Source organism: uncultured Algibacter sp. (assembly GCF_947490405.1).
Taxonomy (GTDB): domain Bacteria; phylum Bacteroidota; class Bacteroidia; order Flavobacteriales; family Flavobacteriaceae; genus Algibacter_B.
This window is the reverse complement of the sequence record NZ_CANLGU010000001.1, coordinates 160,410-174,144: the sequence shown is the minus strand read 5'-3', so window position 1 is coordinate 174,144 and position 13,735 is coordinate 160,410. Positions and strand designations below refer to the sequence as shown.

6 protein-coding genes are annotated in these 13,735 nt (G+C 35.2%); all 6 read left to right on the top strand.

The window, feature by feature from the left end:
* Positions 1 to 92 precede the first annotated feature (92 nt).
* The 6 genes from Q0772_RS00645 (at position 93) to Q0772_RS00620 (ending at position 13,540) form a co-directional block, all read left to right on the top strand.
* Positions 93 to 2,933: a glycosyl hydrolase gene (locus tag Q0772_RS00645; protein ID WP_298338762.1), complete on the top strand. Its 2,841-nt coding sequence runs from the start codon at positions 93 to 95 to the stop codon at positions 2,931 to 2,933.
* 262 nt (positions 2,934 to 3,195) lie between these two features.
* Positions 3,196 to 6,054 carry an alpha-L-rhamnosidase gene (locus Q0772_RS00640; protein ID WP_298338759.1) on the top strand — a complete coding sequence of 953 codons (2,859 nt, stop codon included), beginning with the start codon at positions 3,196 to 3,198 and terminating at the stop codon, positions 6,052 to 6,054.
* A 36-nt stretch (positions 6,055 to 6,090) separates the two neighbouring features.
* Positions 6,091 to 7,881 carry a glycoside hydrolase 43 family protein gene (locus Q0772_RS00635; RefSeq protein WP_298338756.1) on the top strand — a complete coding sequence of 597 codons (1,791 nt, stop codon included), beginning with the start codon at positions 6,091 to 6,093 and terminating at the stop codon, positions 7,879 to 7,881.
* Between the two features lie 232 nt (positions 7,882 to 8,113).
* The gene (locus tag Q0772_RS00630) at positions 8,114 to 9,706 is read left to right on the top strand and encodes a sulfatase (RefSeq protein ID WP_298338753.1); all 1,593 of its coding nucleotides are present in this window, start codon (positions 8,114 to 8,116) and stop codon (positions 9,704 to 9,706) included.
* 8 nt (positions 9,707 to 9,714) lie between these two features.
* Positions 9,715 to 10,476, top strand: a complete 762-nt coding sequence (locus tag Q0772_RS00625; protein WP_298338751.1) for a DUF1080 domain-containing protein — start codon at positions 9,715 to 9,717, stop codon at positions 10,474 to 10,476.
* A gap of 85 nt (positions 10,477 to 10,561) precedes the next feature.
* Positions 10,562 to 13,540 carry a sugar-binding domain-containing protein gene (locus Q0772_RS00620; protein WP_298338748.1) on the top strand — a complete coding sequence of 993 codons (2,979 nt, stop codon included), beginning with the start codon at positions 10,562 to 10,564 and terminating at the stop codon, positions 13,538 to 13,540.
* Positions 13,541 to 13,735 lie beyond the last annotated feature (195 nt).

Genomic DNA, 13,735 nt, shown 5'->3' with positions numbered 1-13,735 from the left:
GTAGTGTCTTGCATTAGTTAGATTTGTCATGGTTGTACAGGACGCTTTTATTTATATTAGATTCTATATTTAGAATATTTAAAAAATGCACCATGATAAGAACATTACAACTGGTTTTAATTTTAACTGTTTTACTATCCTGTGATAATAAATTTACTGAGAAAACGCTATCCCAAGATTTATTCAGCAAATTTCAAAATCCTCCTGCAGAAGCTAGGCCTTTTGTTCGTTGGTGGTGGAATGGTAATAAAATTAAATCTGTAGAAATTGATAGGCAATTAGAATCTCTAAAAAATGTTGGTTTCGGTGGTGTAGAAATAAACCCAATTGCTATGCCAGTTGCTTTTAATAAAAGCGAAAAATCTTTGGTTTGGATGAGTGATGAATGGGTTGATATGGTAGTTCATGCAGCTAAAAAAGCCAAGGATCTGGGGATGATTACAGATATCATTGCTGGAACAGGTTGGCCATTTGGAGGAGAGTTTTTAAAAGATGAAGAAACGAGTCAGCGAATGGTATCAGACTACATTGAGTATCGTTCTAAGGATATTATTAAAGTTGATGAAGGGCATTTAATTAGTTTATATAAAAAAAAGTTTGGAAAAACTAGAGCTCAAAGGCATGTAAGTAAAAGAACAACTTATAGGTTAGCTAGTCTTGCTTTAATTCCTAAAAATTGTAATGATAAAGATCAAGTAATAAATCTTTTAGATCATTTAGATAAGAATAGGAAACTAAACTATATAATTGAAAACTCAGGAGAATATTATTTAAGCTATTCGCTAATTCAGCAAAATTTTAGAGATGTTACTTTGGGTGCTCCAGGAGGGGCAGGTCCTGTAATGGATCATTATAAAAAAGAAATGACTTTAGCGTATTTAAATAGGTTAAAGAAAATATCGGAACGTTCTGGTATTCCATTAAATCAATTAATTAGAGCTATTTTTTGTGATAGTATTGAGGTTTCTGGTGCAAATTGGACAGATGATTTTCAATCAATCTTTTTTAAAACCTATGGTTATAAATTGGTACAATGGATGCCTTTTATTTTTTATGCTTCAACAGGTAGTTATGCTGATGATAACTATTCAAAGAACTTTTCAGTAGACTTTAAAAATAAATTAAAAAGAGTTCGATACGATTACAATAAACTACTGGTAGAAGTGTTTTTAGAAAATTTTACAAAAACATATAAAGATTTTTGTGAAGCAAACGGAGTACTTTGTAGATACCAAGCTTATGGGACGCCATTTTTAATGGGTATGTTAGATGGGTATATGATACCAGATATTCCAGAAAGTAATAATTGGATTTATTCTGCGGCAATGAAAGATTCTTTATGGCAATGGAATCAAAGTCATGGGTATATGACTTGGAATATGTATGCTTCTGCTGGAGGTCATTTAACAAATAAAAAAATTGTAAGTTCTGAGGTTATGACCAATACAAGAGGTGTTTTTAAAACTACTCTAGAAGAAATTAAGCAACATGATGATATGAATTTTATCACAGGTATCAATCATTCTATTTTACACGGTTACAACTATTCTCCAAAAGAAGAGCCATTTCCAGGTTGGATACGTTATGGAGCTTATTTTAGTGAGCAAAACACTTGGTGGAAACATCTAAATAATTGGGTAGATTACAATGCAAGATTATCAGCGGTATTTCAAAATTCTCAAGCCGATAAATCTATAGCTATTCTTGGGCCTACTGCCGATTTATGGGGAGACAAAGGTTTGGCAAGAGCACCTTTCCATTTAGAACCAAGGTATTTATATAAAATGTGGGAACCCATTAGTCAGTTAGGGTATTCTTGCGAATATATCAATCAAAAAGTTTTAGCGGAAGCAACAATAGAAAATGGTAAAATCTCTTTTGGGAATATGAATTATAAATTGTTGATTTTGGCTAGTCTACAATCTATTCATCCAGAAACAGCTCTTTCAATTCAAAAATTTGTTGACTCTGGAGGTAAAGTTGTGGTAATAGATAAATTGCCTAAACAGTCATTACATTTTAAAGATTTTGATAAGAATGACAGCCGTGTAAAAGAAATTATAGAGAAGATTTTGGCAGAGAAACCGAATTCTATCATTCAAATAAAACAACCAAATTCGTTAGCGCAATTATTTACTTGGACAGAGAACTTGCTTAAAAAATCTGAAGTTACTCCAGATGTAGTTATCGATAATCCTACTAAAAAAGTATATCAAATTCATCAATATACTAAAGATAAAGACCTATATTTTTTTACAAATGTACATAGGTTTACCAGTGCAAATTTTAATGCTAAATTTCCTGTAAAACATAAATATCCTTATGTGTGGAACCCAGAAACAGGAGAAAGAAAGCCATTCTATTATGCTAAAAACACCAATGAATTATCTATTTCACTTAAACCGTTAGAATCTTTATTGTTGGTTTTTGAAGATGAAAAGCCAATAGAAACTCCGATGATGAATCCAACTAAAGTTGAAAAATCTAAAGCAATTACTGGAATTTGGAATGTTACAGGAAAAAGAGTAGATGGCAAAATACTTACTTGGCAAATGAATGAATTGATTGATTTTAGTAAATCTGAGGATAAAAACCAGAGTTCATTTGGCGGAGAAATCAGTTATAAAATTACTTTAAATAACAACGGTAATTATACACATTTAGATTTAGGAAATGTAAACGGAGGAGTTACAGAATTATATGTAAATGGAAAAAAAGTAGGCAAACGTTGGTATGGAGAAGCAGTTTATGCTATTGCAGATTATTTAGAACAAGGAGAAAATAAATTGGAAATTAAATACACTACCGTGTTAGCTAATTATTGCAAATCTATAGACAATCCTTTAACAAATGTATGGACAAGACACTATAAAGATTTGGTTTCAATAGGGTTGCAAGGGCCGATAAAGTTGTTTTGTTTACAGGTTAATTGAGACAAGACAAGTGGAAATTCGTGCACCATCATTTTTCAGGAGTACATGTAAGGTCATTTTCATCAGAGCGATATTAAAAAAAATATAAAACTTTATTGTAGAGTTTTGTGATAAGGTGATAAAAATTAGAGAGATAAATTTGGTTTTTCAATATCTTGTAGTTCTTCATGTAAATTTTGGTAGTACTATTTATAACAGATAGTACAGGATAATATTTACTGTTTTTACCAGTACTTTTCGAGAAAATAAAGCGAACCAAAAAATGATAAAAAAACAATCTCTCTTTTTAGTAATTTTCATAGCTATTTTCTATGTGTCCTGTAAACAGATTTCTACCTCAAATACACCAATGTCTTTTGAGAAGTTATCGGTAAATACAAAGCATAATCCTTCAGCAATAGAAAGTAAACAACCTTTGTTTTCTTGGGTTGTTAATGTAGAAGAATACAATAAGTTGCAATCTGCTTATCATATTTTGGTAGCATCATCAAAAGGAAAATTAAATGATAACGATGCTGATATTTGGAATTCTGATAAAGTAGCAAGTAACAAATCTACATTTGTTAAATACCAAGGAAAAGATTTAGAAGCATTACAAACGTATTTTTGGAAAGTGAAAATTTGGGACGAAAAAGGTGCATCTTCGAACTGGTCCGATGTTCAAGAATTTACAATGGGTTTAATGAATTCTAAAAACTGGGCAAATTCTAAATGGATTACTTTAAATAAAGATACGAGAACTTCTGAGCATCGTTTTAGAGGGTATAAAAGAGGTAACATGAAAGAGTCAAAGCCAGTAAATGGTTTTGCAGCTAGTTATTTTAGAAATGAATTAAAGCTTGATAAAGAAGTAGAAAATGCACAAGTTTATATTTGTGGTTTAGGGTATTACGAGTTGTATTTAAATGGAGATAAGGTGGGGGACCATGTCTTAGACCCAGCACCGTCTAACTACGATAAGCAAGCATATTATGTAAATTATGATATTACAGAACAATTAAAGTCTGGGAAAAATGCTTTCGGAATTATATTAGGAAACGGATTTTACGGACAAAATATTTCTTGGAGTAGAGATCCAGAATCGAATAAAAAAGGAGTTTCTTATGGGCAACCAACAGTGCGTTGTTTGGTAAAATTGAATTATACTGATGGAACTTCAGCAGACTTTTATACAGATGAAAACTGGAAAGAAGCTACAGGACCAATTGTGTTTAACAACATTTATGGTGGAGATACTTATGATGCACGTTATGAATTAGGTAACTGGAATATTGTTGGCTATGATGATGCAAAATGGGGTAATGCAAAAGTAACATCACCTAATGTTAAAAAAATAAGTGCAAGTCAAATTCCACCAATTAAAAAATTAAAAGAGTTTGAACCGCAAAAAGTTTTTAAAGGGTCAGATGGTAACTGGATTGTAGATTTTGGTCAAAACATTGCGGGTTGGGTAAAATTAAATGTTAAAGAAAAAGAAGGGCAATTAATAGAGGTTGTTACTACAGAAGCCTTGTTAACAAATGGAAAAGATATTTTTAAAGGATCTACAGGAGGCGGAGCAAACGGAATGGCTCAAATATACAAGTACATTTGTAAAGGAGATGATTTAGAATCTTGGGAACCTAAATTTAGTTATCATGGATTTAGATATGCTAAAATTACAGGTATTTCTAGAAAACCAGATGCAGATATGATTAAAGCTGTTTTGGTGGCTACAGATATTCAAGAAACTGGAAGCTTTGCATCTTCAGATGAATTATTAAACAAAATGCACAGTATTAGTAAATGGACGATTGTAGACAATGTTCACGGTATTCCAGAGGATTGTCCACACCGTGAAAAATGTGGATGGTTAGGCGATGCACATGCATTTTGTGAATATGCACTTTATAATTATGATATGTACGATTTCTACAAAAAATATATGGAAGACATTCGTACACAAATGCGACCAACAAAAGGGCATAACACCCCAGATATAAAGTTTCAAGTGCCAACTATGATTGCTCCAGGAAAACGTACATCAACCTACGCAAAAATAGATTGGGGCGTAGCCACTATGTATTTGCCATGGTATAATTACAAGTTTTATGGTGATGATGCCATAGTAAAAGAATACTATCCAGAGATGAGAAACTTGACTAATTTTTATCTAAATTACAAAGGTGAAAATGGCATTATGCAAGATGGTATGGGAGATTGGTGTCCACCAAGATGGGACAGACGTAAAAATCCTTCAGCTATGGAGTGCGACCCTATTATTTCTGCAAATGCCTATTTCTATGATGTTTTAGGTATTATGGAAACCTTTGCAGAAATGAATAATGATGTAGCTTTCGCTCTAAAAATGAAACAAGAACAACGCGAATTGAAAGAGGCGTTCAACAAAGAATTTTTAGTTGAAATACCCAATACAAAACACAAATGGTATCAAAGTCAAACAGCAACTGTTCAAGCTTTACAGTTTGGCTTAGCGCCAGAAAATGAGATTGAAAGTATTGTTAATGGTTTAGAACATGATATTGTTAAAGTTAAAGGCGGGCATCATTCCACGGGAATTCACGGTAATAGATACATTTACACCGTGCTTTCAAAATACGGAAAAGCAGATTTAGCACATCAAATTTTAACAACACCAGATTTTCCAAGTCAAACGTATGTTATGAATTCAGGTTTTACCACATGGCCAGAACGCCAATTTGTTTGGGAAGAGATGGAAGGGCCAACAAATTCTTTAAATCACCCAATGCACTCTGGTTTTGCAGCTTATTTTTATGAATCATTAGGAGGTATTAAATCTTCAGAAGATCAACCAGGTTATAAAGCATTTAATGTAAACCCTGAGTTTCCTACTGCAATCACAAGCACGGAAGTAAAAGTACCAACACCTTATGGCGATATTACCAATAATTGGTCAATAAAAGATGAAGTTTTAAGTATGAATCTTGAAGTGCCGTTTAATACAAAAGCAAGGGTTTTAGTGACGCCTTCAGAGCTTGAAAGTTTAAAAATAAACGGTGCACCTATTACAGAATTTAAACAAAATAACCCTATTGAAATAGCAGACGGATTTGTAATTTTAGGTTCAGGAGATTACACAATAGCGTATTCTAAAAGCTAAGTTTATAAGACAATAAAAATATCTAAAAGGCATACTATGAAACTAACATATAACACTGTTTTACAATCACTAATTATTATGCTATTAGTGTCATTTATCAGTTGTAATTCAAAACCAGAAAACAAAACAATAACATCATCAAAAGATGTGGCTCAAGCCCAAACAGGAAGTTTTGGAGACCAAGGTGATGGTACATACATCAATCCTATTTTAAATGCAGATTATCCAGATTCTGATATCGAGCAAGTAGGCGATACGTATTATATGATTACATCAAAGCAACACATGTCGCCAGGGATGCCAATTCTAGAATCTAAAGACATGGTGAACTGGACCAATGTGGGGCACGTGTTTGAAAGTTTATCTTGGGCGCCAGAATACAATTGGGATCGCATGAATGGCTATTCTTTTGGGACTTGGGCAGGCGATTTAGCATACCACGAAGGTACTTGGTATTGCTACCAAATAGATTATCAACATGGTTTAATGGTAGCAACTGCGAAGGATATTAAAGGCCCGTGGAGTAAACCTATTATGATGCTGCCAAAGGCTGAGGTGCTAGATGATCCGGGAGTATTTTGGGATGAAGAAACACACAAAGCTTATGTAATAATTAATACAGCAGGCAAGCAAAAAGCAGCAAGTAATACAATTGAAGGTAACGAAAATAGAATTTACGAAATGAGTTGGGATGGTACAAAAATCCTAGGCGAAGGTAAATTAGTGTACACGGGTATGGGTGCCGAAGCTGCCAAAATCTATAAAATAAATGGCACTTGGTATATCTTTTTAGCACAATGGACTATGGGTGATACATCCACCAAACCAGGTGTGAAAAACCCAAAAAACGATAGAAAACAAATTGTACTACGTTCTAATGAAAGTATTTACGGGCCTTACGAAGTAAAAACTGTGTTAGAAAAAGGTACAGCGTTTAATGATCGTAGTGCGAGCCAAGGCGCATTAATGCAAGCGCCAGATAAATCGTGGTGGTATATGCATCAATTGATTCAGAATGATACCATTCCATTCCAAGGGCGTCCGCAATGTTTAGAACCTGTAAATTGGGTTGACGGATGGCCAATTATAGGCATTGATGAAGATAATGATGGCATTGGCGAACCTGTGAAACAATACAAAAAACCCATAGACGGTTACCCAATTACAGCTCCAAGTTCAGACGACGATTTTTCATCACCCCAATTAGGGTTCCAATGGGAGTGGAACCACAATCCAAGAAACACACATTGGTCTTTAACTGAACGTTCAGGGTGGTTACGCCTTAAAGCAAGTAAAATATTACCAAACGAAAAAGGCTACGGACCAAATATAAACGAGTGGACAAACAACGATGGTTCCGACTCAGATTTCTGGAGAGCTTCCAATACTTTAAGTCAGCGTATTATGGGCATCACCACAGGAACAGCTGTGGCCAAATTCGATATTTCAGGGATGAAACCACACCAATTAGCAGGATTTGTGCGTTATGGCGGCGTGTTCAATTTATTGGGTATAGAAGTAGATGAAAATGGAAAAAAACACCTGTTTTATATGGATCCTATGGCGCAAAAAACGAAAGGGCCAGAAATAACAGGAAACGATTTATATGTTCGAACATCAAACAACAGCAACCAAGCTACTTACGAATATAGTCTCGATGGCGAAACCTATAACTCTTTTGGGCCAACGTTTACCATAGCGTTCGGGAAATGGACGGGCGATCGTTTAGGCTTCTTTTCATGGAACGAAAAAGAGGATGCAGGGTATATTGATGTCGATTGGTTTACTTATAATTATGACGGGCCAAAAGCAGCAAAACCTTTATAATTTAATAATATGGGCGTTACCCACAAGGGGTCGGGCTTTCCGCTATATCTTTTTAATATGTCATTACGAGGAGTTAGTGACGTGGCAAACTGCTACTGTGTAGTTTAAAAACTTCTTTGGTTTAAGTTAAGTATTAAAAAGGATGCCGCTGCAATCCCTAACGCGGGTCAAAAGGAAGTTTTAGTATAAACACATAAATATGTAAGCGATTAGATTTTAACCAATTTACAATATGTATCATTCAAAAATAATCTGTATTTGCTTAATGGTGTTGTCAGTATTTGGGTGTAAAAAAAATAAAGAAACCCAAAAACAAATTGCCAAACCTAACATTCTATTTATTCTAGTAGACGATTTAGGCTATCACGATTTAGGTATTACGGGTAGCACCTTTTACGAAACTCCAAACGTAGATAAATTAGCCAATGAAGGCATGATGTTTACCCAGGGCTACGCGGCAAGTAGAGTATGTAGTCCATCTCGCGCCAGTATTATGACGGGTAAGTTTACAGCACGCCATGGCATTACCGATTGGATAGGAGCAAAAACTGGTGAAGCGTGGCGTACAAGAAATCGATATGATAAATTATTGCCAGCAGATTATGTAACGCAATTACCTAAAGCCGATATCACCATTGCAGAAGCTTTTAAAAATCACGGATACAAAACTTTTTTTGCAGGAAAATGGCATTTAGGAGGCGAAGGGTCACATCCCGAAAATCATGGTTTCGATATAAATATTGGCGGTATAGATGCAGGATCGCCTAGAGGTGGTTTCTTTTCACCTTGGAACAATCCAAAATTACCCAATAAGCAAAAAGGAGAAAATTTAACCTTGCGTTTAGCAAACGAAACTGCAAATTTTATTTCAAAACATAAAGACACTTCGTTTTTTGCATTTTTATCTTTTTACGCCGTACACGCACCTATTCAAACCACTGAAAAAAAATGGAGAAAATACCGTGACAAAGCTGATAGCTTAGGTATTGCAGATTCTGGTTACCTTATGGAGCGTGTGTTACCTATTCGTAAAGTGCAAGACAACCCTATTTATGCAGGATTAGTTGAAACTATGGACGATGCTGTTGGTATCGTTTTAAAAGCATTAAAAGATAATGGATTAGAAGAAAATACTGTTGTAGTTTTTACTTCTGATAATGGTGGTGTAGCTTCTGGAGATCATTACGCAACCAGTAATTTGCCATTGAGAGGAGGAAAAGGCTACCAATGGGAAGGTGGTATTCGCGAGCCCTATTTTATTAAAGTACCATGGTTGAAAAATGATGGTGCTACAACGGAATTTCCAGCAATTAACACCGATTTTTATCCAACGCTTTTGGATGTTGCAAATGTACCATTGCATCCAGAACAACATATGGATGGTGTCAGTCTCAAACCATTATTAGAAGGAAAGCAATTAGAATTATCCAGACCTTTATATTGGCATTATCCGCATTATGGCAATCAGGGCGGTGAGCCAGCTTCAATAATACAACAGGATGGCTGGAAGTTAATTCATTATTGGGAAGATGGTCGAGAAGAATTATTCAAATTACCTTCCGAAGAAAAAGACCAACAAAATTTACTATCAAAACACCCTGAAATTGCTAAAAGCCTAAGTCATAATTTAATGTCTTGGTTAAATAATGTAGATGCTAAATATCCTGTAAAAGACTCAGTTTATGATGCTGAAAAAGCTAAAATAAGATATTCAAATACTGTAAATAAGAAATGGCCTTCGCTAGAAAAACAGCGTTTGGAGGTGTTGTCAAAAAATTTTCAACCCAATGAAAATTGGTGGAAAAGCAAAGTAACCGTTGATTAAGATATAATATGAGATTAAAAGCTATAAAACACCAATTCGTAATACTAATACTATTAGCCTTAAGTTTTTCATGTAAAAACGCTGTAAATAAAACAGAATTTAAATCCATTTTTAATGGAAAGGATTTAAAAGGATGGCAAGGAGATGCAACCTATTGGCGTGTTGAGAATGGTGTTTTAATTGGCGAGGTAACACCAGAAACCATTTTAAAACGAAATTCTTTTATTATTTACAAACAGGAACAACCCGAAAATTTCGAGTTAAAACTAGAATACAAAATTACCAACTCTGGTAATAGTGGTGTAAATTACCGAAGTGCACTTATAGAAACTATGCCGTTTGCATTAAAAGGGTATCAATGTGATATTGATGGCAAGAATAAATATACGGGTCAGAATTACGAAGAGAAAAAAAGAACCACATTGGCTTATATGGGCGAAACTGTAACTATTCCGCAGATGCCAGATAGCATACCAAAACAAAACATTCGCAAAAATGTAAAACGAAACTGTTGGCAAACACGAGACGTTAATAATACCAAATTAAAATCAGACTTAATATCCACTATAAAACCTAACGATTGGAATACGATACATCTCATTGTAAAAGACAACAAAATGCAACATTATGTGAATGGTGTACTGTTTAGTGATGTGACTGATTTAGATGAGGTTAATAGATCAGCAAAAGGTTATATTGGTGTGCAAGTGCATGTTGGTCCACCAATGAAAGTGGAATATAGAGCTATTCAGTTAAAAACTTTAAAATAGGCTACATATTTTAAAATTTGCATGACAGTTCAGTATGGTTTTTTAATAAGTAAAATCTAATTTTGACATCTTATTTATACAAACTATGCTTAAAGTAAGTTACAGAATCTTTTTCTTAATATACGGTATCTTTCAATTAGGATTTACCTCTTGTGAAACTAGCACACGTTCTGCTAGTAATACGTTTGAAACTACAAGAACAAAGTATAATTTCAACCCCGATTGGAAATTCTTGAAAGACAATCCACAAGACGCACAAAACAAAAGTTTTGATGACGCATCTTGGACTACGATTAGTTGTCCGCACACTTTTAATGATGTAGATACGTTTGACGATTATAGCTTAGGCCATCACGATGGTGAAGAAAACCAATGGCGCGGAACGGTTTGGTATCGTAAACATTTTAGATTACCAGAGTCTGATGCTGGTAAAAAAGTATTTATTGAGTTTGAATCTGTTCGTCAAATTGCTGATGTTTACATCAACGGGGTGTATTTAGGTCAAAATCAAACAGGCTTCATTCCGTTTGGTTTCGATTTAACACCGCACTTAAAATTTGATCAAGACAATATTATTGCTGTAAAGGTAAACAATGATAGAGGCGACCATTTTCGAGACAATTTTCCGTTAGTTTGGAACCACGAGCATTGGCATCCAACCCACGGCGGAATTTACAGAAACGTATTTCTTCATGTTATGGAGCCGCTTCACATCACATTACCGCTATACGACAATTTAGAAACCTTAGGAACCTATGTGTACGCTGAAAACATATCAGAAACTAACGCAGATGTTTTTGTAAATGCTGAAATTAAAAATGACTATAACGCTTCTAAAACAGTGAATTTTGAAGCTAAAATATTTGATAATGACGGGAAGCTGGTGGGTGTTTCTGAGGCGCAACACGCATTAAAAGCAGGAGAGAAATTCACCTTTTCAACACAAACCAATTTAGAAAATCCCAACCGTTGGTATACACGTCATCCATATATGTATACAGTAGAAACTGTGTTAAAGGTAGATGGAAAAGCTATTGATTCTTATAAAACCCCTTTGGGTATTCGCACATTTAATTTTGATAAGGATAAAGGTTTTTTTAACAACGGCGAATATGCTAAACTCCACGGTTGGGGACAAAAACCTACCAATGCTTGGGCAGGATTGGGCGCTGCATTGCCAGATTGGTTGCGCGATCATACATTCCAACTTATGGATGAAGCAGGTGGTAATTTTATCAGATGGGGCCATTGTGCTGGTTCGCCAGCTGAGGTTGCCATGGGCGATAAATATGGGTTTGTGAACTTAATGCCAGGTGTAAGTGGCGAATCTGAAGATGAAGGTGAAACTTGGGATATCCGTATTAAAGCCTTTAAAGATATGATTGTATATTATAGAAACCATCCGTCTATAATGATTTGGGAAGGCGGTAATTGGGCTGAAAGTGCTGCGCATTATCAAGAAATTTTAGATGTGATTACTACATTCGATCCTAAAGGCAAACGCTTAATGGGTAATAGACGCGCAGATGTTAAAAATGATTCTGAAGGTTATGTAACTATTGAAATTGGAACAGAAGGTTGGGAGCGTGAATACCCTGATTTACCATTAATAGAAAGCGAATACATGCGAGAAGAAGCACCAAGGCGTATTTGGGATAAACATTCACCTGATGATAATTTTTATAGCCATCCAAATATTGAAAAGAATACTTATAAAATAACTTCAGAAAAGTTTGCAGTAAGACAGGTAGAACATTGGTGGGATAAAATGGGCAGAAAAGCGTATCATGTTGGTGGTGCTAACTGGATTTTTTCTGATGGTACTCATGGTGGTCGTGGGCAAACCGAAGTTACAAGAGCAAGCGGAGAAGTAGATGCAGTACGCTTACCAAAAGAAGCGTTTTATGCTCTAAAGGCAATGTGGCGACCAGAACCGCAAGTACATATTATTGGACATTGGAATTATAAAGAAGGCACAAAAAAAGACATATTTGTAGTGTCTAATACTGCTGGGGTAAAACTATATGTAAATGGCAAATTAATTGGAGAAAATACAACCCCAAAAAAAGGGTATTTATATACGTTTAAAAATGTAGTTTGGGAGGCTGGTAATATTAAAGCAGAAGGTATTATTGATAATAAAGTTAGCGTCACACAAACTAAAGAAACTTCGGGGCAACCTGTAGCGTTGAAATTGACCCCAATTACTGGGCCAAACGGATGGCGTGCAGATGGATCTGATATAGCTTTAATTGATGTTGAGGTGGTTGATGCAGAAGGTAAAAGATGTCCGCTTGCAAAAGGTCGCGTAGATTTTACTGTAGAAGGACCAGCCATTTGGCGTGGTGGCTATAATAGCGGAAAAGAAAACTCAACCAATAATTTATATTTAGATGTTGAATCGGGTATAAATCGTGTTGCAGTGCGCTCAATTTTAAAAGCAGGAAATGTTACAATTACAGCAATCAAAAAGGGGTTGCCAGTTGCTAGTGTAACAGTAACATCTAATCCTGTAGATATTAAAAACGGTTTAACCGCAGAGCTACCTCAGGTATTTGAAAATGTACTTACAGAAGACCCTATGCCTGTTTATACGCCAGAAATCCCAGAATACATTCCAGGTAAAACAAATAAAAGTAAACTTTTTACAAAATTTAGTTATACAGGCGATGGTAAAGCCATGTTGCGCACCAACATGCACTGGGGTAAAAAGGCCTATACTGATATGGAAGAAAACTACACGGTAGTGCCACAATATTTAAGAGGGTCAGAATATATAAGAACACCAAATTCTGATAATAGATATTGGGCCAGAGACCAACTGCAATTTATTGCCGGTATGAAGATGCATATCTATATTTTACACGATGATACAGTAAAACGACCAGAATTCTTATTGAGTGATTACAAAGATACTGGCGATAATATTAAAGTTGGTAACGTAGTAATGTCAATTTTCCATCGCGTTGCAGAAGCTGGTGATAGTATTATTATGGCTGGAAACAGTGATGGTGATGCACCAAAAGATTGTAGAATGTACACCGTAATAGGCAAGAAGTATTAGAAAGTAGGATTAAAAATTTTTTAGGCGTTACCCGCAAGGGGTCGAGCTTTCGGGAGTCGCTCTCTCCTGCGTCGAGGAGCTTCAACAAATCCCTCAATCCCTAACGCAGCAGTTCTGCCAAATAAATTGCTTCATAAGGGTCAAAGTCATTTTGCTAGATTCTGATAACGAAAAAAAGCACATTACTGGTTATTT